General features: G+C 66.0%; 24 protein-coding genes. 13 read left to right on the top strand and 11 right to left on the bottom strand.

The window, feature by feature from the left end:
- Nucleotides 1-6: 6 nt before the first annotated feature.
- The 3 genes from G6N16_RS00785 to G6N16_RS00775 are packed head-to-tail and all read right to left on the bottom strand — an operon-like array spanning nt 7 to nt 2626.
- The gene (locus tag G6N16_RS00785) at nt 7-738 is read right to left on the bottom strand and encodes a glutamate racemase (RefSeq protein WP_163787716.1); all 732 of its coding nucleotides are present in this window, start codon (nt 736-738) and stop codon (nt 7-9) included.
- Nucleotides 735-2057: a class I SAM-dependent methyltransferase gene (locus tag G6N16_RS00780; protein WP_083029264.1), complete on the bottom strand. Its 1323-nt coding sequence runs from the start codon at nt 2055-2057 to the stop codon at nt 735-737. Before G6N16_RS00780 ends, G6N16_RS00785 begins: the two co-directional genes overlap by 4 nt.
- Nucleotides 2045-2626, bottom strand: a complete 582-nt coding sequence (locus G6N16_RS00775; protein WP_083029265.1) for a cysteine dioxygenase — start codon at nt 2624-2626, stop codon at nt 2045-2047. Before G6N16_RS00775 ends, G6N16_RS00780 begins: the two co-directional genes overlap by 13 nt.
- 177 nt (nt 2627-2803) lie before the next feature.
- Between G6N16_RS00775 and G6N16_RS00770 the strand changes: the two genes are divergently transcribed.
- Both G6N16_RS00770 and G6N16_RS00765 read left to right on the top strand, forming a co-directional pair.
- Nucleotides 2804-3070, top strand: coding sequence for a hypothetical protein (locus tag G6N16_RS00770; protein WP_234805716.1), 267 nt, complete (start codon nt 2804-2806; stop codon nt 3068-3070).
- A 338-nt stretch (nt 3071-3408) separates the two neighbouring features.
- Nucleotides 3409-5877: an alpha/beta hydrolase family protein gene (locus G6N16_RS00765; protein WP_083029266.1), complete on the top strand. Its 2469-nt coding sequence runs from the start codon at nt 3409-3411 to the stop codon at nt 5875-5877.
- Between the two features lie 12 nt (nt 5878-5889).
- Here the strand turns inward: G6N16_RS00765 and G6N16_RS00760 are convergent, their stop codons facing one another.
- Nucleotides 5890-6108 carry a carboxymuconolactone decarboxylase family protein gene (locus tag G6N16_RS00760; RefSeq protein ID WP_407663609.1) on the bottom strand — a complete coding sequence of 73 codons (219 nt, stop codon included), beginning with the start codon at nt 6106-6108 and terminating at the stop codon, nt 5890-5892.
- Nucleotides 6109-6145: 37 nt separating this feature from the next.
- Here G6N16_RS00760 and G6N16_RS00755 point away from each other — a divergent pair, with 37 nt between their 5' ends.
- Nucleotides 6146-6475, top strand: coding sequence for a nucleotidyltransferase family protein (locus G6N16_RS00755; protein WP_083029267.1), 330 nt, complete (start codon nt 6146-6148; stop codon nt 6473-6475).
- The gene (locus G6N16_RS00750) at nt 6472-6825 is read left to right on the top strand and encodes a HepT-like ribonuclease domain-containing protein (protein WP_083029268.1); all 354 of its coding nucleotides are present in this window, start codon (nt 6472-6474) and stop codon (nt 6823-6825) included. Before G6N16_RS00755 ends, G6N16_RS00750 begins: the two co-directional genes overlap by 4 nt.
- A gap of 56 nt (nt 6826-6881) precedes the next feature.
- On the opposite strand, the gene G6N16_RS00745 is transcribed toward G6N16_RS00750, so the two are convergent.
- Nucleotides 6882-7280 carry a carboxymuconolactone decarboxylase family protein gene (locus G6N16_RS00745; protein WP_083029269.1) on the bottom strand — a complete coding sequence of 133 codons (399 nt, stop codon included), beginning with the start codon at nt 7278-7280 and terminating at the stop codon, nt 6882-6884.
- A gap of 77 nt (nt 7281-7357) precedes the next feature.
- Between G6N16_RS00745 and G6N16_RS00740 the strand changes: the two genes are divergently transcribed.
- Both G6N16_RS00740 and G6N16_RS00735 read left to right on the top strand, forming a co-directional pair.
- Nucleotides 7358-7627 (top strand): type II toxin-antitoxin system Phd/YefM family antitoxin, encoded by a 270-nt coding sequence (locus G6N16_RS00740; protein ID WP_083029294.1) that lies wholly within the window; start codon nt 7358-7360, stop codon nt 7625-7627.
- Complete coding sequence (locus G6N16_RS00735; protein ID WP_083029270.1) at nt 7617-8048, top strand: type II toxin-antitoxin system VapC family toxin; 432 nt, start codon at nt 7617-7619, stop codon at nt 8046-8048. The genes G6N16_RS00740 and G6N16_RS00735 overlap by 11 nt, the downstream gene beginning before the upstream one ends.
- 44 nt (nt 8049-8092) lie before the next feature.
- Here the strand turns inward: G6N16_RS00735 and G6N16_RS00730 are convergent, their stop codons facing one another.
- Nucleotides 8093-9946 (bottom strand): hypothetical protein, encoded by a 1854-nt coding sequence (locus G6N16_RS00730; RefSeq protein WP_234805717.1) that lies wholly within the window; start codon nt 9944-9946, stop codon nt 8093-8095.
- 44 nt (nt 9947-9990) lie between these two features.
- On the opposite strand from G6N16_RS00730, the gene G6N16_RS00725 reads away from it, so the two are divergent.
- The gene (locus G6N16_RS00725) at nt 9991-10929 is read left to right on the top strand and encodes an NAD-dependent epimerase/dehydratase family protein (protein ID WP_083029271.1); all 939 of its coding nucleotides are present in this window, start codon (nt 9991-9993) and stop codon (nt 10927-10929) included.
- Nucleotides 10930-10934: 5 nt separating this feature from the next.
- On the opposite strand, the gene G6N16_RS00720 is transcribed toward G6N16_RS00725, so the two are convergent.
- Both G6N16_RS00720 and G6N16_RS00715 read right to left on the bottom strand, forming a co-directional pair.
- Complete coding sequence (locus G6N16_RS00720) at nt 10935-11288, bottom strand: DUF2304 domain-containing protein (protein ID WP_179961228.1); 354 nt, start codon at nt 11286-11288, stop codon at nt 10935-10937.
- Nucleotides 11289-11301: 13 nt separating this feature from the next.
- Nucleotides 11302-11991 (bottom strand): polyprenyl-phospho-N-acetylgalactosaminyl synthase PpgS, encoded by a 690-nt coding sequence (locus G6N16_RS00715; RefSeq protein ID WP_083029273.1) that lies wholly within the window; start codon nt 11989-11991, stop codon nt 11302-11304.
- Between the two features lie 110 nt (nt 11992-12101).
- On the opposite strand from G6N16_RS00715, the gene G6N16_RS00710 reads away from it, so the two are divergent.
- Together G6N16_RS00710 and G6N16_RS00705 are read left to right on the top strand one after the other, a co-directional pair.
- Nucleotides 12102-12641, top strand: a complete 540-nt coding sequence (locus tag G6N16_RS00710) for a hypothetical protein (protein WP_083029274.1) — start codon at nt 12102-12104, stop codon at nt 12639-12641.
- 21 nt (nt 12642-12662) lie between these two features.
- Nucleotides 12663-14855 (top strand): DUF5631 domain-containing protein, encoded by a 2193-nt coding sequence (locus G6N16_RS00705; RefSeq protein ID WP_133052868.1) that lies wholly within the window; start codon nt 12663-12665, stop codon nt 14853-14855.
- Here the strand turns inward: G6N16_RS00705 and G6N16_RS00700 are convergent.
- Nucleotides 14852-15664: a helix-turn-helix domain-containing protein gene (locus G6N16_RS00700; RefSeq protein WP_197913093.1), complete on the bottom strand. Its 813-nt coding sequence runs from the start codon at nt 15662-15664 to the stop codon at nt 14852-14854. The two genes, G6N16_RS00705 and G6N16_RS00700, sit on opposite strands and share 4 nt — an antisense overlap.
- Nucleotides 15665-15819: 155 nt before the next feature.
- On the opposite strand from G6N16_RS00700, the gene G6N16_RS00695 reads away from it, so the two are divergent.
- Entirely contained in the window at nt 15820-16239 is a 420-nt protein-coding gene (locus tag G6N16_RS00695) for a hypothetical protein (RefSeq protein ID WP_163787715.1), read from the top strand.
- Here the strand turns inward: G6N16_RS00695 and G6N16_RS00690 are convergent.
- Both G6N16_RS00690 and G6N16_RS00685 read right to left on the bottom strand, forming a co-directional pair.
- Nucleotides 16214-16594: an ArsR/SmtB family transcription factor gene (locus G6N16_RS00690; protein WP_083029296.1), complete on the bottom strand. Its 381-nt coding sequence runs from the start codon at nt 16592-16594 to the stop codon at nt 16214-16216. The genes G6N16_RS00695 and G6N16_RS00690 overlap by 26 nt on opposite strands.
- Before the next feature lie 16 nt (nt 16595-16610).
- Nucleotides 16611-17831 (bottom strand): MFS transporter, encoded by a 1221-nt coding sequence (locus G6N16_RS00685; protein WP_083029278.1) that lies wholly within the window; start codon nt 17829-17831, stop codon nt 16611-16613.
- A 332-nt stretch (nt 17832-18163) separates the two neighbouring features.
- Here G6N16_RS00685 and G6N16_RS00680 point away from each other — a divergent pair, with 332 nt between their 5' ends.
- The 3 genes from G6N16_RS00680 (at nt 18164) to G6N16_RS00670 (ending at nt 20971) form a co-directional block, all read left to right on the top strand.
- Nucleotides 18164-18928 (top strand): hypothetical protein, encoded by a 765-nt coding sequence (locus tag G6N16_RS00680; RefSeq protein ID WP_133052869.1) that lies wholly within the window; start codon nt 18164-18166, stop codon nt 18926-18928.
- 127 nt (nt 18929-19055) lie between these two features.
- Nucleotides 19056-20363: a phytoene desaturase family protein gene (locus G6N16_RS00675; RefSeq protein WP_083029297.1), complete on the top strand. Its 1308-nt coding sequence runs from the start codon at nt 19056-19058 to the stop codon at nt 20361-20363.
- Entirely contained in the window at nt 20363-20971 is a 609-nt protein-coding gene (locus G6N16_RS00670) for a cytochrome c oxidase subunit 3 family protein (RefSeq protein WP_234805718.1), read from the top strand. The genes G6N16_RS00675 and G6N16_RS00670 overlap by 1 nt, the downstream gene beginning before the upstream one ends.
- Nucleotides 20972-20975: the final 4 nt, after the last annotated feature.

Genomic DNA, 20975 nt, shown 5'->3' with positions numbered 1-20975 from the left:
CACGGCTCAGACGACGGCGACGGGACCGATCCGGTACCCCCAGGCCAGCTCCGCGGCGCGGCGCATGTCGTCGGGATCGCCGGTGGTCAGGAAGGTGCGCGACCCGGCTCCGGTGCGTTCGTCGGCCAGTGCGGCCGCGGCGTGCACGGCCGGGTCGATCAGTAGGGTGCCAGGCAGCGCGGCGGCGAACTCATCGGTGGCCGCCGGATAGTGCGTGCACGCCAGGATCAGAGCCTCGGCCCCGCGGATCGGTGCGACGATGCGGTGCAGGTCTTCGCGGAACCGCGGCGAGGATGCCCGGCCGGCCTCGATGTGACCGGAAAGTGGTTGGGCCACTCGGGAAATCACGGAGATACCGCGCGCCGCCAACGCCCGCCGGTAGCACCCGGAGCCGATGGTGCGCCGACCGCCCACCACGCCGACCGGCCCCGTGAGGTTTTCGGGCACGGCAGCCAGCGCGTGGTCGATGATGCCGACCACCGGAATCGGGGTGTCGGCCAGTCGCGGTGCGACGGTGCTCGCCGAGTGGCACGCCAGCATCACCTCGGTGGCGCCGCGGGCGGCGAGATCGGTGACGACTGCGAGCAGCCGGCGGGCCAGCTCGTCGGTGCGCAGCCGACCGTAGGGCACCGCGCCGGTGTCGGAGAAGTAGATGACGTCGCGCCCGGGTGCGGTCTCGTCGAGCAGCCGCAGCAACCCGATTCCGCCGATGCCCCAGTCGATGAGCCCCAGGGTCACGGATAGCTCATCGGTACCGTCGCCGCAGTGGTGACCGGCCCGGAGTCCAGGGCGACGACGCGGTTGTGCGGCGCGACGGTCAGGGTTTCCAGCCGCGCCCCGGGAAACCGGCTTTCCAGATACCAGCGGTACTCGTGTTCGGCGCGAATCGGGTTGTGGCGCAGCACCTCCTGCCAGTCCGGATGCTCGACGAGAGCCCGGAGGTCGTGAGCGAACCGCGGATGCCGATGCGGGGTGCGCCGATGTGCGAGCACTGCGCGGGCCAGCGCGGGAAGGTCGGCGGTGGTGGCCCGTCGTTCCACCATGTCGACCACCAGCAGCCGCCCGCCGGGTCGAAGCACCCGGTGGATCTCGGCCAGCACCGGGTCCCAGTCCAGGTAGCGGAACGACAGAAAGGACACGACGACGTCCACGCTGTGCGCGGGCAGCGGGAGCGCGGGGGAGTCGATCAGGGTGAAGTCGATGCATGGATCGTCCACCCGGGCCCGCGCGGTGTCGAGCATGGCGGCGGAAACATCCGCGCCGATACCGGATTCCATCACCCCCAGGTCGCCGATCGCGGATAGCAGTGCGCCGTTGCCGCAGCCGATGTCCAGGATCCGCAGCCGACGGCCGGTCTCCCGGTGGACGGTGGTGAGTCGTTCGGAGAGCCAGTGCCATTCGGCTTCGCGAACCCGAATGTTGGCGTAGGCCCGGTCGTAGAGAGTGGCCACGGCGTCGTAGCCGCGGGCCGCGGGTGCCGGTTCGGGGTGCGCGCAGGTCATCGGGATCGCCGGTGCCCCCGAGTATTTGCGCAGCGAACCGGTCAGGCCGTGGGTTTTCCGGCCGACGGTCTCGATCAGGTATAGCTGCCCCGGGTGGCTGAGGGCGGCCCAGGAGAACCGGTCCGGGCGGGCCGAGACGGTGGTGTAGCCGTGATGGCCCCAGGTGGGCACACCGAAGGTCTCGGCGAAAAACGGTGCGAACCAGCGTGCCGAGCGGCAGGTGTGGAAGTACGCCTGGGCGCCCGGGGTGAATGGGATGTGCATGTCGCGCCACTCGTGCGGCGAAAACTGTTCGGGCCAGGCGGTGGTGGCGAACATCGGTCCGTACATCCCGGCGTGGCCGAGGAAGTGCAGCTCGGTGATCCGGTCGCCGGCCGCCGTGATGTCGGCCATGGCCGCGGTGAAGTCGGCCTTGCCGTCCAGTGCGGCGACCACCACCGCGGCATCGGGATGGGTGGCGGCGAGTTCCCGGGCCATGGTGTGCGCGGCGATGCCGAATTCGGTGGAGCCGCCGCGGTACCGGGTGGTGTGGGCGATCCAGATCAGATCGGCCACGATCGCGCTCCGGTGAGTTCGAACGGGATGCGAGGATGGTGCCCGTCGGGAATCCAGGCACCGAAATCGCCGACCAAATCCAGGATTTCCCGCCGCTTTAGGTCATAGACATTCATCCGCTGCGGCGCGGGGGAGTAGACGTGCAGGGTGACGCCACCGGTCGGGCCCGCGACCATGGCGTGGATCACCCGGGGACCGAAACCGCGAACGTCACCGGCGTCGCGCGGAAATGATTGGGCCGCAACCACGTCCGTGCCCGACCATTGGTAGTGCGTTTCGGTAAACGTACCCTCGAGTGCCACGACGAAACCCGATGACCCGCCATGGTCGTGCGGCGCGCAGGACGCCCGGGGCGCCCAGCGGGCGACCATGACCTCCACCGTGTTCTCGCAGTGCAGGGTGGTGCGGGAGTACGGATGACCGGGCGGCGGCGGGACCGCCCGCTCGGTGATGTTGGGCAGTGTGGCAAGCAGGTACTCGACCAGCGCGGGATCCGGGTCGCACCCGGATCCCGCGGCCGCGGCGAGCTCGGACAGCAGCCGTCGGGGTAGCAGCATTGTCGTAGCCATGTGTGCCCCTCCCGCGGATGCACCCCTCGCCGTCTGGCGCCCGGTATTCAGTCTAGGAGCGACCCGAGTGGGCGAGGTCCGCTATTTTCCGCCCGGCGGGACTGGAGAATGCGCGGGCGAGGCCCGCGGGCGGCCGGATCGTGGCACGGTGGACGTGCCTGCGAGGAAGGGACGACTGTGGGATCCGAGATCGAACTGTCCGAGGGTGCCGTGCTGACGACGCTGCCCGACGGGACGGCATTGGTCACCGTCACCACCACGACCTGGCGGGGTCGCCGGCGGGTGGTCGGGGTGTACACCGTGGCCGACGGCCGGGCGACCTGGGTTCCGGCGGTCGACGGGCATCTGATGGCGTTGATCGGGACGTCGACGGGCTTCGTCGCGGCGCTGCTGGGCACCCTCGCTGTGCTGCGCCGCCCGCCCTGGCCGCACCTGGACAAGTGATGACACGGCCGCAGACGTCGGACGTGTCCGGATAATTTTTCGCGGCGAGCGAGGCCGTGGCGAACGCGCGGCCCGGGGTTCTGGTTCCTCAGGTATCGGCGGTACCGCCGTAAGCGGCGTTACTGTTGGCTTGCAAGGGTTCTGGCGGACGCCTGCCGACGGCTGCAAGGCCAGTAGCTGCGTGTTTAGTGGCTTCGGCGGTTGTGCGCGAGCAAATCTCAAGTACTTGCAATCAAAACTAGTTTGCAAAATTCCGCCGGTACCTGAGATCAAGGTAAGAACGACCTGATAAGTTCTGCGATGTAAGCAAGCTCACATCTGGATGAGAAGGTCGGTTCATGTCACAGCCCACCCCGCCCTCGCTGCTCAAGGCCAAGCTCCAGACCATCGGCATGGCCGGCGCTGCCGTCGCCGTCACCGCCGGTCTGACCATGGCGGTCACCTCGGCTCCCGAGGTCATCGCCGCCAGCGACCACGCCATCGCCGTCAAGCAGATGCAGGAAGACGTCAACCTCGCGGCGTCCATTGGCATCTACCCCGTGGGCCCGGGTGCGCAGATCATGCGGGCGCTGGGCATGGGCTCTCCAAGCAGCGCTCTGAGCACGCTCAGTACGATCGCTGGCTTCATCCCGGGTGGTGAATCGATTTCGGGAACCCTTCAGCAGATCAGTGACCTGCTTGTCACGCTGCAGGACGGGATCGATATCCCTGGGGTGGGGAATATCGCGTTCCCGGAGATCGGCGTGCCCGAACTCGGTCCGGCTGGAACCTACGACGCGATTGCCGGACTGGACACAAGCGTCGTCAACACATTGGCGATTTATGCGCTGCTCAAGCCGCTACTGTTGCCGGCCGGAGGCGCCCTGCTCGATGTCAGGGACACGGACGGGAACCTTACTTCTTTGCCCCTGAATACCGCGAAGCTCGATGCTGCAATTGGTGATGCGCTGGAGCCCAGTCACATTGCGAGCGTTCTCGCGGATGCCGCTGCGGCCGCTGCGGCCGCAGCACTAGAACATCCTTTCGATCCTACTGCGGGGCCGAGGGCATTCGCTGAGGTTGTCAACAACTACTTCGGCGAGTATCAATCCTCAATTGCGGTCCCTATCAGCTGGGGATTCGGCGGCACCAATACCGCGCTGGCTCTCAATCAGATCAACAAGGACACCACCGGGGCGTTCGATCACACAGTGATCCTGGAGATCGCGCTGCGTAACGCGTCGCGCACTGGCGGCGGCATCGCGTCGCTGCTGACCCCGGTCACGGATCTGGTCGGCATCAACATGTCCAACCCCAATAACGTTGACGCCAACGGAAACGTGGTCACCAATACGACGGTGTGGGACATCACGGCTGCCTACGACATCATGTCGGATGCGCCGTCGACCATCCTCAATCCGGTGGCCTGGGCGAACTCTGCCGCTGGTGCTGTGGCGCCGACCTACTTGATTCCGAAGGACGCCGCGGGGATTGCCAATTTTGTAGAGGGTTTGACCCAGGGGAACGTCGACCTCGAGGAGCTCCTCAACGCCGTCATGGGTCTGACAAATACGCTTCACTCTCACGTCGGCGAGGACGGCAACCTTTACATCACGTACGACTCCGGCAACCTCCCGTTGCTGCAGCCGTTCCAGGCCGCGCCACAGCTGCTCAGCCTGATACCCGGCTTCAAGATCACGACACCGGTCAGTTCGTCGCTCGACAACGTGCTGCGGCAGATGGTGGCCATGGGCTACCAGGATGTCGATCTCAAGACGGTCAACGGTGAGCCGGTGTTCGAGCGCGGCTTTGACGAGGCCGGAACTCAGGCCAAGTTCTGGACCAGTCCGGTCAGCTTTGTAGATGGCCTTCAGGCGCCGCAGGCGCTGTTCGATGCCGTGATCGGCAACGGTACGACCACCGGTATCACCGGAAATCTGCTCAGCCCGGACAAACAAAAGCTGGAGCTGTTCGGCAACAGCGCGCTGGGTGATGCCCTCTACGGCAACGGCCTGACCACCGCCGTCGCCGGTGCACTGAAGCAGGTGCTGCTGTCGATCAAGACACAGCTGAACCCGATCTTCGACGCGGTCGACAGCAACTCGGTCGTCAAGCAGATCGCACAGGGGCTCGATCAGGCGACCGCGCAGGTAAACGGGCTCATCGACCAGGGCGGCGGCGCCATCAAGGGACTCAACATCGACCTGGCCACCCCGCTGATGGACGGCAACCGGGCGTTCAACAAGCTGACGAACCAGATCGGCGACGCGATCTCCGGTGCCACTCAGTCGTCCGGCACGAGCGGACTGATCAACAACCTCAACGCAACAGGGACAACGAGCCCGAACACCCTGACCGGCAGCGCGAACCGCGGCGTCCAGCCGCAGTCGATCGTGGCGGCGTCGGCGGAACAGGATCAGATCGGTTCCGGCACCCCGACCACCAAGCTCACCGGCAAGGACTTCCTGAGCAACCTGGGCACCGGCAACAACGCCCGGGCGATTGCTCAGGCACTCAAGGGCGGTTCGGGCTCCGGTACGACCTCGGGTCTGCAGCGTCAGCTGACGAAGTCTCAGAACAGTCTCACCGGCGCTCAGGAGCGGACCAAAGCGGTAACGGACAAGCTGGGACAGGGCGACCTCAAGGGCGCTGTCCAGGAGGTTGGCAAGAACATCGAGAACCGGGCTAAGAGGGCCGAACAGGACGTCAACAACGGCCTGGCCAAGGTGGGTATCAAGCCGAACAAGAAGGGCTCGGACGATTCCCCCTCGAAGGTCGCTCCCAAGAAGGAGACCAAGACGGAGCACAAGACCGACCACGCCGCCTGACCCCGGCCGTCGTTACTCCTCTTTAGAGCCAGCCCCGCCCTGCGAGCGTGCAAACGCCCGCAGGGCGGTGGCTTTTGCGGTGTTGGCGGCCGGGAATCCCGCATACCCGGTTGCGTGATACACGACCTCGGCCAGCTCGTCCTCAGTCAGCCCGTTGCGCCCGGTGATCGCGAAGCGCGACGTCATCTCGCCCGGTGTGCGCCTTCTGGATGCTTCGGAGCCGGTTTTCATCGCCGTTGAATGTGGGGTAGCCCGGTATTCTTTGGATATGTCGGAGATGGCTGTGACGCCCGAGACGCGCGCCCTGCGCGCGCTCATCGACGCGCGTCGCGGCGAGTTCCAGGCTTTGCTGGACAAGTACGCTGCGACGCGCCCGCAGCTGTTCGGCTCCGTCGCGCGCGGCACTGCGAATGAAGGCAGTGACATCGACATTCTCGTCGAGATGGACCCCGCTGACGGGAACATCCTGATGCGGGCATCCGGGCTCATGGAGGAGACCCGGGCCTTGTTCGGCCGCGACGACATTGATGTGTTCCCGATACAGCTGCTCAAGCGAGAGGTCTCGCAGTCCGTCATCGAGGACGCGGTCGCGCTGTGAGTCGCGGCACCGACCAGCGGATCGGCGACATTCTGGAGGCGATCGACCGGTGCCAGCGCTACGCCGGTGTGCTTGAGAACGGCGCTGACCCGGATCTGGTCGACATGGCAGAGGATGCTGTGGAGCGGAACCTGCAGATCATCGGTGAGGCTGCGAATCACCTGCCGGCGGAGATCACCGATGCGCACCCGGAGATCGCCTGGCCACAGATCCGCGGTTTCCGGAACATCCTTGTCCATCGCTACTTCGGGGTTGACGTTGATGTCGTCCGCGACGTGATCTCGGCCCATCTCCCGCAGCTGGCCGACGCGTTGCGCCCAGATGCCACGGCGGACGAACCGGAGTCGTGATCATCGCCCGAGTCGGAGCGTGCGCGGGGCGCCTTTAAAATCGACTCTCAACAGCCTCACTCCTCAGCTGAGCGATTCCGGGTGGGACGTGCAAACGCCCGCAGGGCGGCGGCTTTTGCGGTGTTGGCGGCGGGGAACCCGGCGTACCCGGATGCGTGATAGACGACCTCGGCCAGCTCGTCCTCGGTCAGCCCGTTGCGCCGCGCGATCGCGAAGTGCGACTCCAGCTCATGCTCGGAACCTAAAGCGATGAGGATGCCGAGGGTCAGCAGGGAGCGGTCGCGCCGGGCCAGGCCGGGTCGGCTCCACAGCCGGCCGAAGATGGACTCCACGCCGATGTCCATCAGTTCCGAGGCGAACCCGGAGCCCCAGTTGACGTCGTCGTCGGAGTCGGGCAGCACACCCGGGACCATCTCGCGGAACACCGCCAGGCCCTTTTCGCGGTAGTCAGACATGGGGGCAGTCTGTCACGGTGCGGTGAGCGGCCAACGGCTAAGTCCGCTATGTGGCACACAGTGCTACCGTGTGCTACATGGGTGCTCCGCGGGAGGTCAGCCAGCGCGATCTGCGCATGCGGTCGAAGGAGATCATGGATGCCGTCGAGCACGGTGATTCCTTTACCGTCACCCGGGACGGCACCAAGATCGCCGAGCTAGTTCCGCTGCGCCGGCGCCGCCGTTTCGTCTCACGCGCCGAATTTGCCCGGACATCTCGACTCGCGCCACTGATCGACGCCGAGGCGTTCCGTGCAGACCAGGATGCCGTCGCCGACCAGGAACTACGTGATCCGTATGCCCGATGACCCGAAACTCGGGCTGCTCGACACGAACATCTTGATCCTGCGCCGGGCTATCGACCCCGACGAGCTTCCCGACCAGATGGCGATCAGTGCGGTCACGTTGGCCGAACTCTCGGCGGGTGTCCACCTCGCGGCCGGCGACAACGCCGAGGCCGTCGAAGAGCGCGCTCGGCGCGCCGATGTACTGCAGCGTGCCGAGAACGAATTCGATCCAATCCCGTTCGAGACAGAGGCGGCTCGGGCATACGGACGTATCAGCGCCGCAGTGCTGGCTCGTGGTCGGAGTCCCCGTCGCCGGGTAGCCGACCTCATGATCGCCGCCGTAGCAGCAGCCGCGGGGTTACCGCTCTACACAACCAATCCCGATGATTTCGACGGTTTGGAAGGCATCGTTCGTGTGGTCCCGGTGAGCCGTCCGTTGTAACGGTCTCGGGCCGACGCGACCCATCGGCCCCAACGGCGCGGTCCCTACACCGGGGCCAGGAACCCCAGCGGCCCGGAGGCCACACACACCGACAGCGCGGCGGTATCGGCAGTGACGGTGATGGACTGACCGGCGCCGGGCAGCCGGACGAACACCCGATTCAGGCCCGGCTGCACGGGCACCTTGGCGGGGATGCCCTCCTCCAGCGTCATGGTCAGCGAGCCGGGGGAGTTGGCCAGGTAGTTGATCTCGGTGGTCCAGTCGGCCGGCAGCAGCGGGCCGTCGAGCGGCAGCCGGACCGGCGCGTCGGTCTGCACCAGGTATCCGCAGCCGGGCACCGGCCCCGCCACGATGGTCCGCACCCAGGTCACCTTGGCATCCAGCAGCCGGCCCTTCGCGTCGAACATCCGCAGCCGGGTGGTCGCCGGGGCGAAGGCGGGCCGCTCGGGCAGCAGCGCGAACAGGTGACTGGCCAGGTTCGAGGGCCACATGATCCGCTGCAGGATCAGCGGGTCGACCTCCTGGTCGAGCAGCGGCGCTTCCGATTCCGCGGCGGCCGCCGCCAGCGACGCCCGCGCGTTCCTCAGGTACTCCCGTGTCGGGTTGTCGCACCAGCTGACCAGGAACGTCGCCGTCGAATAGCCGCTGCTGACCAGGAACGCCACCAGCGCTGTGGCCGTCGCCGCCTTCCCCGGCACCCAGCTCCTAGTCCCCCATTTGTCGGCGAGCGTGCGTGTTCCCGGTTCCGGCGCGCCGTCGTCCTCGGTGGGTGTCCGTATCGCCCGACCTGTCGTGGCCCGCGTCGGCGCGCAGAATCCCACGGCCGCCAGCAGCGCCAGCACCACCACCAGATCGGGGAAGTACCGCAGGGTCTGCGCCAGCTCCAGGGCGGTGAACTTCGACGAGCGCATCAGATAGATCGGGATCTGGCAGGCCACCGCGTACCCCAGCGCCACCAGCCACACCGGGCCCAGCCGCTGCTTGCGGGCCAGACTCAGCGCGACCGCCGCGACGAGTGCCACCCAGCCGGCCACCATCACCGCGACCGACGGCACCCCCCACGGCGACGCCGGCGCCCACCGCTGCCATTCCCACGGGCCGCCGACCAGGCCCGGCACGATGCCGTGGGTGAACGAGCGGGCCAGCAGCCGCCCTGTCATCGGCAGGTCGGTGCTCCACCGCCGCTGGTCGACCACGTTGACGTACAGCACGATCCACGCCGCGGTGATCGCCGCGATCGCCAGCCACAGCGGCCGGGCCCGGCCCCAGGTGGCTGCCAGCGTCGAGCGCCAACCGTCCGTCGTCGTCACGTACAGGTACAGGGCGACGACGGCAAACGCCACGAACCCGATCACCGCGGACTTCTCGAAGAACAGCAACCCGCCGAGCAGCGCCAGCGACCCGGTCACCGCGTAGCGGCGGTTCCCGGTGCGCACCAGCAGGATCGCGTCGGCGCACACCCAGGCCAGTGCCGCCTGCATCGGCAGCGCGTTCAGCCCGGCCGCCCACCACGCGAATGACGGGATGCCCAGTGGCGTGAACAGCGCGAACAGTAGCGGCACCAGCAGTACCGGCCGCCAGCCCAGGATGGTGTGCAGCGCCCGCAGCAGCGCACCGGAGGCCAGCACCTGCAGCACCACCAGGCTGGCCGCCGCCGGCCACCAGACCAGCGGCGCGGCGTGGGTGATCAGTCCGCCGAGCAGGAACCCGCCCGGCATCAGGTGCCCGTCGTGGTCGTCGAACAGGTACGACGCCGAGGCCAGCGGTTCGGTGCCGGCCTTGGCGACCAGGATCAGGTCGTCCCAGTAGAAGTAACCGCCGAACGCCAGCAACGCGCGGACCACCAGCTGCACCGCGACGGCGGTGACGGCGAGGGTGGCGACACGACGGGGGGACACCTGTATTTCATACCCGCTCATCCGGGCTCGGTAGTGTGGGGCCGATGCGCGCACTGGTCACCGGGGCTGCCGGGTTCATCGGATCGACGCTGGTCGACCGCCTGCTCGACGACGGTCACTCCGTCGTCGGACTGGACAATTTCGCCACCGGGCGGGCCACCAATCTGGAGCATCTCTCCGACAACCCGGAGTTCTTCTTCGTCGAGGCCGACATCGTCGAGGCCGACCTGACCGGCATCTTCGGCCAGTTCAGCCCCGAGGTGGTGTTCCACCTGGCCGCCCAGATCGACGTTCGCCATTCGGTGGCCAACCCGCAGTTCGACTCGACGGTCAACGTCACCGGAACCGTGCGCGTGGCCGACGCCGCGCGCCAGACCGGGGTGCGCAAGGTGGTGCACACCAGCTCCGGCGGCTCCATCTACGGCGTCCCGTCGGAGTTCCCGACGCCCGAGACCGTACCCACCGACCCGCATTCGCCGTATGCCGCGGGCAAGGTGTGCGGCGAGATTTACCTGCAGACCTTCGGGCACCTCTACGGGCTGGAGTGCTCGCACATCGCTCCGGCCAATGTCTACGGGCCGCGCCAGGATCCGCACGGCGAGGCCGGTGTGGTGGCGATCTTCGCCCAGGCGCTGCTGGAGGGCCGCCCGACCAAGGTGTTCGGCGACGGCTCCAACACCCGCGACTACGTGTTCGTCGACGACGTGGTGGACGCGTTCGTCAAGGCCGGCAGCACCGCCGGCAACGGGCTGCGGTTCAACGTCGGCACCGGCATCGAGACCTCGGACCGGGCGCTGCACACCGCGGTGGCGCTGGCCGCCGGGGCGCCCGACGACCCGGAGTTCCACCCGGCCCGACTGGGGGACCTGCGGCGCTCCTGCCTGGACATCTCCCGCGCCGAGCAGGTGCTGGGCTGGCGCCCCCAGGTTTCGCTCGCCGACGGCATCGCCCGGACCGTCGAGTTCTTCCGGGGGGCTCGGTAGGGGGCTCAGGCTGCTGGATCCTCGGCCGGCGGCCGGGCGTTCTGCAGGGCCACCGCGCGGGCCAACCGGGCGTAGCGGAGCTCCAGGTCCTTGAACCGGATGTAGGTGCTGATGGTGGTGAAGATGAAGGCGATCACCAGGCCGTAGGTGAGCAGGTCGGCGCCGCGGGAGACCCCCAGCCAGTGCGCGACGACGGTGGTGTCGTTGGGGCGCAGGATCGCGTACACCGCGGCGATCACGAACAGGACGTAGCCGACCTTCACCCAGGCCTTGGTCTTGGCGCTGCGCCGCGAGCTGAGCAGGTAGACCAGCAGCGCGAGGATGGCGCCGATCAGCAGCGGCTGGATACCGGTGATCACCGGATGCATCGGATCACCTCGGCAACCGGTTGCGCAGGAACCCGTCGAACACGATGTTGACGCCGTTGAGCAGCGGCTGCCCCTTGGACATCGAGTACTCGGTGTACAGGATTTCGACGGGCTCTTCGGTTGCCCGCCAGCCGTTTTCGACGATCATGGCGATGATCTCGCTGGCATGGCTCATGCCGTTCATGGTGATGTTCAGCGATTCGGCGACCGTGCGGTTGAACACCCGTAGGCCGTTGTGCGCATCGGTCAGGCCCAGCCGCCGGCTGCTCGGGCTGAGTGCGGCTGCGGTCTTGAGGATGATGCGCTTGAGGATCGGCACACCCTTCGGCGGTCCGGCGGCGAACCGGGTGCCCACGACGATGTCGACGTCCTCGCGGGAGAGCCGGTCCAGCATGGCCACCACGTCGGCGACCCTGTGCTGGCCGTCGGCGTCGAAAGTGGCGAACGCCTCGGAGCCGGGGCGACGGCGGGCGTACTCGACGCCGGTCTGGATGGCCGCGCCCTGGCCGAGGTTCACCGGGTGGGTGACGACGTGCGCGCCGGCGGCGTATGCGCGGGCCGAGGTTTCGTCGCGGCTGCCGTCGTCGACCAGGACCACGTTGTCGAAGGTGGCCCGCAACTCGGTGATGACGTCACCGATGACGCTCGCCTCGTTGAAGGCGGGCACGATGATCCACACGTTTTGGTAACCCATAGCTGTATGCCCCAGGGTACGTGGTTGCCCGCGGAGTGCGCGGATTGACCGCTCCGGGATTCTTTTGCCGGGTGACTGGCGGATTTCGATTGCGGCGATACGATTTGACGATGGCGACGGTGCCGCCGGCCCTCGGGGGTCGGGCGCCGACGGTCGGGGGGTCCGGGCCGTCGCGGTGGCTGACGTGGTCGGCGCTCCTGATGGCGCTAATGGCCTGCATTCTGGCGGTGATCGGCTGGTTCCGGCCGGTGTCTGCGCCGACGGCCGAGCCCACGGTGGTGAGTTACAGCGACGACGAGGTGGCCGCGGCAAAGAGCAAGGCGTGTGCCGCGATTGATCTGGTGAGTGCGACGGTTACTCGTACTTCGCATCTCGAAGGAGGCGACGATGTTGCGCTCAAGCAGGCGTTGGCAACGAATGGGCGGCTCGCGCTGGTTACGGGCCAGGCGTATCTGATCGATCAGACCGACGCGGCAACGCCGTCCCCGCTGGTGAAAGAAATCCATCGCTATTCGTCACTGCTCTTGCAGGTGTCGATGAACTACTTGGCGGGGAAGGACAATGACGACCCAGGCCAGGGGCGGGCGATCGGTGACCTGAAGGACAGTTCCGGCCGACTCGTTGAGATTTGTAACCAGTCGACTCGTTGAGTGCAGACCGCGGAGGCGCCCATGACCGATCTGCCCGATGGCGAATGGTCGCCGGTGCTGGTCGGTCACCAGTGGCCGGCGGGTAGTTCGGTCGCCGCGCTGGGCGCGGCCGCCACCAGCCGGGGAGCGATTGAGGCCGGCTACCGGGCCTTCGGTGACAGACTGCAGACCGCCATCGACGGACCGCTGGTCGAGCAGGAGGGCGTCACCGCCGACGACATACGGGCGGCCTTCCGCCGCGGCCGCGACGATGCGCAGCGGATCGCCGAATCCAACCGGGTGAAGAGGGAGGCCTACGGGACCGCCCGGGACGCACTGACCGCACTGCGAGGCCAGCTCACCGAGTATGCCGGCAGCGGCAATCGGGAGATCGAAGCCATTCGGCGGGCCAAGGGCAACAACTCCGACAAGGTACCCAAGATCGTCGCCGTCATCGCGAAGTACCAGGCCCAGGCCGACCACGCGGCAGGCGCCCACGCACAGACCATCATGAGTGCGGCGCAGCGTGTCGTCGAGGAGGATGGCGCCCCGGCGCTGCGGGATCTGGCGAATGCCAATGGGATTGAGCTCGGACGATCCCAGAAGCCGGAGGGTGAGCATCTCGAACAAATCGTGCAGTCAACGCTCAAAGAGGACGCTGTCCAGCCGGAGCATGCACCGGAGGGTGGCCTCGGTGGGGGCATGTCTGACGCTGTACGGAGCCCTGCTTCTCCAAATGATCGTGGGACAAGCCACACCGTAGACATGGGAAGAGCGGATTCCAGCCCGGGTGAAATCAAACCCGAGCCTACGAGCCCCCGGGGGCGGGTAGATCTCGGCCATGCTCCCCGGCCAACCGCTCCCGAGCCCCCCGTCCCCGCCGCCGCCCACGCCATCATCGAGACTCACCCGAACGCCCCGAACACCGTCGGTCCCACACCCCAGGCGCCCGTCGCCCCTGGAGCCCCGGCAACTCCTGTCCCGGGAACCCCAGGCCCGGCGGCACCGACGGCAGTCCCGTCGACGTCAGCTGGTCCCGGACTGCCGCAGTCTCCGGCAACCTCGTTGCCGCAGACGCCGACCGCACCGACCGCGTCGAGTGCGCCCGTGCATGCCACCGCAGGGCCCGACCTGCCGGTGCATTCCGGTGCGCCGATGCCGATGAGCAACTCAGAATCCGTTTTGCCTGCCATGCCGGCGCACCAATCGCCGGTCGCCCCGGCCCAAGTGGCTACGCCACCGCCGGTGCTCGCCACTCACACCCTGGTCGAGCACGCGCTGGCCGCCGAACCTCAGTACCAGCCGGTCGGCGTGGCTGCCCCGCCGCAGGCTGCGCCGCCGGTGGCTGCAACGGCCCCACCCGTGCCGTCCGCGCCGCCGGTGTCCGCGCTGCCGGGATACGGGGCCGACCTGCGCCCGGCGGCCGTCGTTCCTTCCGCCGCGGCGGCGCCCGTGCTCGCCGCCCCGAGTGTCAGCCCCGCGGGACCGGGGCATGCAGGTCTCGGGCAACCCGCCGTCGTACGTACCTCGCCGCCCTCCCCGGCAACCACGCCGGCCACCTATGCCGCAACCACCGCGACCGCGGCGGTCGGGGGCGCGGAGATCGGCCGCCGAGTAGACCGGCATCGGCTGCGCCGACTGGCCAACGCGATGGCCCTCCAACAGTCCCGGCTGTGCTGGGCGGTCGGGGACAAGGCCGACGGCACCACCCTGGTGGTCACCGACCTCGCCGACGGTTGGCTGCCCCCGGGCATCGAGATCCCAGCCACCGCAACGGTACTGACGCCGCAGGTCCGCCGCGTCGGTATCGACGACCTGCTCGGCGCGGTCGTCGACGCCGCAGTGACCACACCCTCAACGCGTCTACCGGAACCGGATCCCGAGGCGGTGAACCTCTCGACCCGGCCGCTGCGGGCACCCGAGGTCGCCGAACTCGGCTGGGAGATCTGCCGGGCCACCCAGTGGCGCGACGGCCTGCCCCGGCTCGCGCACACCCTGGCCCGAGCGGCCGTGTCCGGTACCGGCGTGCCGGACAACGAAATCACCCTGCTGCGTGAGTGTCTGGCCGCGATCGCGGAAAAGGTCCTCGCGGCCTACCCGCGGGCAGACCGCGAGGACATCGCCAACTGGCAACTCCTGGCCGCCATCGAAGCGCTGGTCGACGGCCACCGCTCCCTCGCCAACTACCACCTGGCTTGGTTCCTGGCTCCGCCCAGACCGGATGGCCCCGCCTAGTTCTCTTCGCGCAGTCGGGCCAGCGATTCAAACGCAGCGGCAGTCGTGGCATCGGCGGGAAAGAGCAACTCGATGGCCAGCTCGGAGACCGTCACCTCGAACGGCATGTCGAAAGTGCCGAACATGCCGAAGAACGACCACTCACCGCCGCCGGGTGCTCGGACTCTGACCGGACCGAGATTCTGTGCGAAATCAGATTCACTTTCTTCGCCCGGGTTTTCGCGTGCCAGGTAGTTTTCGAACTCTGCCAGGAGCTGCGCAAGCTGGACGTCGGCGGTGGCGGTGAGCTGACGCTGAAGCCGATCGCGGAAGTACATCATGACCTCGTAGACGTTGACGATCTGTGGCATCAGTGCCAGCCCGACGCGCAGAACGTTGACGGGCGGAGTCAGCAGAGCGGGATCGATTGTCGCGATGAGCGGTTGTATCGCCGCGTTCGCCGCCACCAGATTCCAGTGTCGGTCGAAGACGACCGCTGGATAGGGCTCGTGACTCTTCAGAATTCGGTCTAGCGCATCGCGGACCGGAGCGAGCTCCGGTCCGCCGAACGGGTGCTCGGGGAACGCCGGAGCGTACCCGGCGGCGAGCAGTATCCGGTTACGGTCGCGAAAGGGGATCTGCAGCCGATCACCGAGACGCAGCAGCATTTCTCGCCCGGGCTTGGAGCGGCCGGTCTCGACGAAACTCAGGTGCCGCGCCGATACACCTGCATCAATCGCGAGCTCCAACTGGGTCAATCGGCGCCGTTGCCGCCACTCCCGCAGCAGCGGTCCGACGGAGTCTGACCCGGCAGAACTGTTGGTTGCCATTTGCACCGACTGTAGCCAGATCGGGATCACCATTCCATTACCTGTAGGTAATCGACAGCACGACCTGCGACCGCGACGATCACCGGTATCACCGTGAGGAGGACGAAATGACTGTATTGCTTCGACGGCTGGTCTGCGCCGCCGGCGGCGCCCTGATGGTCGTCGCACTCTTTCTGCCGTGGGCACAGGGACAGGACGCTGATCGCATCGCATGGGGGTTGTGGAAGGTCACTCTTCCGCTCTGCGTGGCGGTAGCTGGGTGTGCGTTGACCACGGCGATCACCGGCGGACGGTTCGGCCTGAACCGGCCCGATGTTTCGATTGTCGGCGCAACCGATGCCCTCGGCGTCATCACCACGATCACGTTGGCCTGGCTGTTGTTTCACGAGTTCCCCGCGAACGCCACCCCGCAGCCAGCCCTCGTCCTGGCGCTGTTAGCGGCAGCCGCAGCAGCTTTTGCCGCGGCGGACTACCGCCCGCTGCGCGGAGCGCCGTGGTTTCCGCGACTAGTAGACGAGCACGGCGATCCCGATCATCAGTATCGCGATATCAGAAGTGATGAGGTTCGCCGGTGACGTGGTGGTCGGCGTAGTTGAGGCCTTCCCGGACGAGCCTGCTCAGGTGGCCATCGACCAGCCGGTAGATAACGTGGCGCCCCTCTCGGCGGGTGGCGACCAGCCCGGCGAACCGTAGCTTTGCCAAGTGCTGGCTGATCGAGGTGCGTGAGCTCCCAGTCGTGGCTGTCAACGCGGCGACGTCGGACTCGCCCTGCGCCAGCAACCACAACAGATGCAGCCGGGTCGAGTCCGCGAGCATTCGGAACAGGTCGCTGGCGGTGTCCAGACGTTGCTGATCCGGTTCGGCGTCATGGCGGAGACTGGCGGTCGGCAACTCGGCCGGCGCCGGATCACCTGATCCTGATCGCGGCATCCGGACCACCTTCCCGCTACCTGTTCGCCGCCCCGACCGGCCGCCAGAGCGCAAAAGCTGTTCCCGCGGCGAGTGTAGCGACCACAGCGAGCACCGTGGCGGCGGCGGGCTGGCCGAACAACGCGCCGATCCATCCAGCGATCGGATACGTCAGCAGGAAGCAGGCATGCGACAACGAGAACTGCGCGGTGAATACCGCGGTGCGATTGTCGAGGGTCGAGTTGCGGCGTAACAGCCGTGCCGACGGAGTGTTGATCATGGAGGTGGCCGCACCCAACACCACCCACAGTCCGCCCAGCTCAATCCAGCCAACCACCGGGCCTTGATGCGCGACCAGGAACACCGCGGTGGCACCCAACGCAATAGCTGACAGCACGGCGCCGCTCAGCATCACGGTCCGGTCATCGATGGTGCGCAGCAGTCGCGGCACACTCAGCGCGATGGCCATCGACCCGCCGCCATAGCAGGCCAGGGCGATCGCCAAACCGGACTGCGGCGCGCCGAGCAGGTCTCGCACGTAGATCACAGTGTTGACGACGACCAACCCCGTCGCCGCAGCCACGGCCAGGTTCAAAGCCAAAAGCGCGCGCAACTCGCAACGGCGGCCCATCGCTCGCACGCCGGCCAGAATCCGGTTGAGCAGCGGCTCGCGGCCCTCCGGCATCGGTAACGTCGGCAGGTGGCTGGTCAGCACCAAGACCGCCGAGGCGGCAAACCCGGCGACCGTGCCCAAAAACATTGAGTGATAAGACATCACAGTCAACAATGCGGCAGCCAGCATAGGGCTCAACAACGATTCCAGGTCGTAGGCCAACCGCGACATCGACAGCGCCTGGGTGTACTCGTCCTCATCGGGCAGCACCGACGGTATGACTGACTGGAACGCCGGGGTGAACGTGGCGGAGGCCGCCTGCAGTACGAACACCAGCACGTAGATCTGCCAAACCGCGTCGACGAACGGCAACAACAAGGCCACACCACCGCGCACGACGTCGGCGCCCACCAGCAAAAGCCGGCGCGGAATCCGATCGGTCACCGCGGCCATCAGCGGGGCCACCGCCACATAGGCCACCATCTTGATCGCCAACGCGGTCCCCAACACGCCGCCGGCCTGACCGCCGGCCAAGTCATACGCCAGCAGACCCAGCGCGACCGTCAACAAGCCGGTACCCACCAACGCGACAACTTGGGCGGCGAACAATCGCCGAAACACAGCATCTTTCAGCGCGCCGGGCATCAGCCCAACCCGAATCGGACGATTCGTCACGCACCCCATTATCACCTACATATACGCACATGCGCACATATGGGTTGTTTGTTTTTGCCGTCCAGCCCGAGTTGGGCCGATCACTCCGCGCGATCAACGCCCTAAGCGGTTTGACCCAACTCGGGAGCCGTGGACAGCCTGTTTGCAGACCCCTAGGGGCGGAGGCATCCGCCCTCACGCATTCGTCGACTGTACGTCATTGACTCATAGTCAATCGGTTCGTAGCATGAGCCTGGAAGTTATAGCACCAAGATCGACACGCCACGTGCGCGGATGGTGGCGAGACAGCGAGGGTGAATCGTATGACCGAGCGACATCAGCGATGGTCGGTGTGGCTGGGATTAGGGTTCTTGCCGCTCTTCTTCCTCGGATTCGCCGTAGCCGGCTGGGTCCCCCCACCCGGGCCCAATATGTCGATGTCCGAAGTTCAACAGATGTTCGTCGGAGGTGGCACGTCAATTGGCATCGGCTTGCTGATCTTGACCAGTGGGGCATCACTCTTGGCGTTCCTGGGAGCAGCCATCACACATCAAATCCGGCGTTGCGTCGGCTTCCAATCCCCGCTGGGAACCGCGCAAAGCCTGGCGGCAGCTTGCTTGATTCTGGAATTCATAGTGCCGCAAATGATTTGGCAGGCTGCTCGCTACCGGCCCGAGCGTAACCCCGAACTGATTCAGTTGTGTTTCGACCTCGGATGGCTCATGTTCATCGGGGTGGTGAGTACTGCGATGGTGCAGATGCTGCTGCTGGCCGTGGCTGTTTTGCAGGATCCACGCCGCCAGCCCCTGGTGCCGCGATGGGTTGCGTACCTGAGCATTTGGGCAGCAATCAGCGTCGCGGCTGGAGGGTTCTGCGTCTTCGTCCAGACCGGCCCGTTGACCTGGAACGGGGTGATCGGCTTTTGGCTTCTCGCAACCGCGTTCTTTGTCTGGATCGTCGCCATCTCATGGGCTATGTTGAAGGCCACCAAACGTTCCGACGATGTCGACCAGGCACTGCCAGGCTGGGCGCAGAACGTTGCGCCCAAAGAAGCCATTCTGGTGAGTGCTGGTCTTTCGTCGCGCTAGATCGAATGCAGCTGTTTTCGTTCAGACCCAACTGCCCTCGAACTACTCGCGGAACACAAATCATGCCGCATGAGGTCCGACGTGTGGGACCTCGCGCCGTCAGTGCCTTAGCAATGGAGGGGCCTTGTTGACCGAAGAATCGAAAGACTCTTTTGATACCGTGATTGTCGGTGCAGGTGCGGGCGGGGTTGCTGCGGCAGCACTACTGCACCACAAAGGCTATCGAACTCTCTTGGTCGAAGCCGAACCGCAAGTGGGCGGACGCGCTTCAACAATCAGAGTCGACGGGTACGGGATCAACACCGGGGCGCAAATATTCGAACTTGGCGGCGCTAACGCGGAGCTGTTCGAAGATGTAGGTGTCCAGATCCGCGCCCGCAAGCAGGCCATACCGCTAGTGCTGCGGCTTGGACGGCGGGATATCCAGGTGATGAGTGGCTTCTCCGGGATGCTGGTTAATAAGGTAGTCATACCAACCATCGGCGGTTTGGCTCGCCGATTCGGCTGGTTCCGCCCCTCCGCGGATCTAACGCTAGCTGAGTGGCTGATCCAGCTGCGTGTCTCCGAGTCCGTACGCAGGTTGGTGCGCAATCTCTCGAGTGCCATGTTCGCTGCTGAACCCTGCGATGTCTCAGCCCAGGTCTTCTTCGACTACCTCACAAAGAAGGGGGGAATGAACCCCTACGGAGCCCATCCCGACGGGTCGATCGGGCCTTGGCAGGACCTTGTCGACCACTATCAGCGGTCCGGAGGAAATTTGCTGCTGAAAACCAGAGTCGTCGGGATCGACGTCGGGTCGTCGGGACTCGTTGATGGGCTACGCCTAGAGGATAACGAGGGGCTGGTGACCACAGTCCACACCAAGTCCGTCGTCAGCAACGTCGGCCCTGTGGCCACAGGAAATTTAATCGACGAAAACTGCTGGCCCTCTGGCTATCTCGCGTCCCTGCTGGAAAAGGACTACCCGGGCACGCTGATTACGCTCAACTTCTCGACGTCCAAACCGATTCCAAACCTGAAGACCCTCACCTTCTTTGGATTGACCAGGCGGATGGCCTACGCGGCCTATGTCAGCGGTCCGTCCCCGCGACTCGCCCCTCCGGGAAAGCATCTCTACTGTGTGTCCAGTACCCCGCACCCGGCCAGTTCTGGATTCGATACCGACACCGAGGTTCAGTTGCTTAAAGAGGAGGCTGCGGCAGCATTTCCCGGCTTCTCCGACGCGCATATCATCTCCGTTGCGGTGTGTACGGGCGACTGGCCTGGTCAACGGGCAATTCCAGGTAGGGATTGGCCGAACGAGACTCCGATTCCAAATCTGTGGAACGTGGGTGACGGCGCCAGACCTCCACTCGGAGCGGGGCTCAGCGGCTGCGTCGAGTCTGCCCGTCTTGTGGTCACCGCTGTCGACCTATACCACCGCAAGGGAAGATGATGGCACCCCTGCATATGGCGAGCTCAAGGCCGCAAGCTGACGAAGAACGACGGCAACACATCCCGGGTGAGCCCGGCCTGTGGGTCCTACTCTTCGCGGATCTCACGGTTTTCGGAGCGCTTTTCATCGTTTATCTCGTCAAAAGAGGCCAGGAGCCGGAACTGTTTGCCGAGTCCCAGGCGCTGCTCAACCGTAACTCCGGCGCGATCAACACCTTGATCTTGTTGACGAGCTCAGTCCTGATCGTTTTCGCGTTTCAAACGCTTCAGTCCAGAGGTCCCGGTGCGTTGGCGAGTCGACTGCTGTTCTCGGGAATTCTGATTGGCGCGTGCTTCGTGGTGGTCAAGGCGATTGAATACCAGGAGAAGTTCGCTGCAGGAATCACCTGGAACACCAACAACTTCTTCATGTATTACTTCGTTCTCACCGGCTTGCATCTCGCGCACGTTCTCGTCGGGCTTGGCGTGCTGATGGCTCTTTTGCCGATCACACGCGGTCCCAGCGTGACGTCGCAGCAAGTGGCGTTCTTCGAAGGAAGTGGCTGCTTCTGGCATATGGTCGACCTACTCTGGATCGTCATTTTCCCTCTAGTCTTCTTAGTGCGGTGAAATG

Source organism: Mycolicibacterium insubricum (assembly GCF_010731615.1).
In the GTDB taxonomy this organism is placed as follows: Bacteria; Actinomycetota; Actinomycetes; order Mycobacteriales; family Mycobacteriaceae; genus Mycobacterium; species Mycobacterium insubricum.
The sequence above is the reverse complement of the archived record's forward strand: the minus strand, read 5'-3'. Positions and strand labels throughout refer to the sequence as shown.

Excerpts from the sequence above, each read along its gene's own strand:
- G6N16_RS00775 (WP_083029265.1), bottom strand. The coding sequence starts at position 2,626 with ATGGCTACGACAATGCTGCTACCCCGACGGCTGCTGTCCGAGCTCGCC.
- G6N16_RS00765 (WP_083029266.1), top strand. The coding sequence starts at position 3,409 with ATGTCACAGCCCACCCCGCCCTCGCTGCTCAAGGCCAAGCTCCAGACC.
- G6N16_RS00760 (WP_407663609.1), bottom strand. The coding sequence starts at position 6,108 with ATGAAAACCGGCTCCGAAGCATCCAGAAGGCGCACACCGGGCGAGATG.
- G6N16_RS00755 (WP_083029267.1), top strand. The coding sequence starts at position 6,146 with ATGTCGGAGATGGCTGTGACGCCCGAGACGCGCGCCCTGCGCGCGCTC.
- G6N16_RS00745 (WP_083029269.1), bottom strand. The coding sequence starts at position 7,280 with ATGTCTGACTACCGCGAAAAGGGCCTGGCGGTGTTCCGCGAGATGGTC.
- G6N16_RS00740 (WP_083029294.1), top strand. The coding sequence starts at position 7,358 with ATGGGTGCTCCGCGGGAGGTCAGCCAGCGCGATCTGCGCATGCGGTCG.
- G6N16_RS00735 (WP_083029270.1), top strand. The coding sequence starts at position 7,617 with ATGCCCGATGACCCGAAACTCGGGCTGCTCGACACGAACATCTTGATC.
- G6N16_RS00725 (WP_083029271.1), top strand. The coding sequence starts at position 9,991 with ATGCGCGCACTGGTCACCGGGGCTGCCGGGTTCATCGGATCGACGCTG.
- G6N16_RS00715 (WP_083029273.1), bottom strand. The coding sequence starts at position 11,991 with ATGGGTTACCAAAACGTGTGGATCATCGTGCCCGCCTTCAACGAGGCG.
- G6N16_RS00710 (WP_083029274.1), top strand. The coding sequence starts at position 12,102 with ATGGCGACGGTGCCGCCGGCCCTCGGGGGTCGGGCGCCGACGGTCGGG.
- G6N16_RS00705 (WP_133052868.1), top strand. The coding sequence starts at position 12,663 with ATGACCGATCTGCCCGATGGCGAATGGTCGCCGGTGCTGGTCGGTCAC.
- G6N16_RS00700 (WP_197913093.1), bottom strand. The coding sequence starts at position 15,664 with ATGGCAACCAACAGTTCTGCCGGGTCAGACTCCGTCGGACCGCTGCTG.
- G6N16_RS00695 (WP_163787715.1), top strand. The coding sequence starts at position 15,820 with ATGGTCGTCGCACTCTTTCTGCCGTGGGCACAGGGACAGGACGCTGAT.
- G6N16_RS00690 (WP_083029296.1), bottom strand. The coding sequence starts at position 16,594 with ATGCCGCGATCAGGATCAGGTGATCCGGCGCCGGCCGAGTTGCCGACC.
- G6N16_RS00685 (WP_083029278.1), bottom strand. The coding sequence starts at position 17,831 with ATGCCCGGCGCGCTGAAAGATGCTGTGTTTCGGCGATTGTTCGCCGCC.
- G6N16_RS00680 (WP_133052869.1), top strand. The coding sequence starts at position 18,164 with ATGACCGAGCGACATCAGCGATGGTCGGTGTGGCTGGGATTAGGGTTC.
- G6N16_RS00670 (WP_234805718.1), top strand. The coding sequence starts at position 20,363 with ATGGCACCCCTGCATATGGCGAGCTCAAGGCCGCAAGCTGACGAAGAA.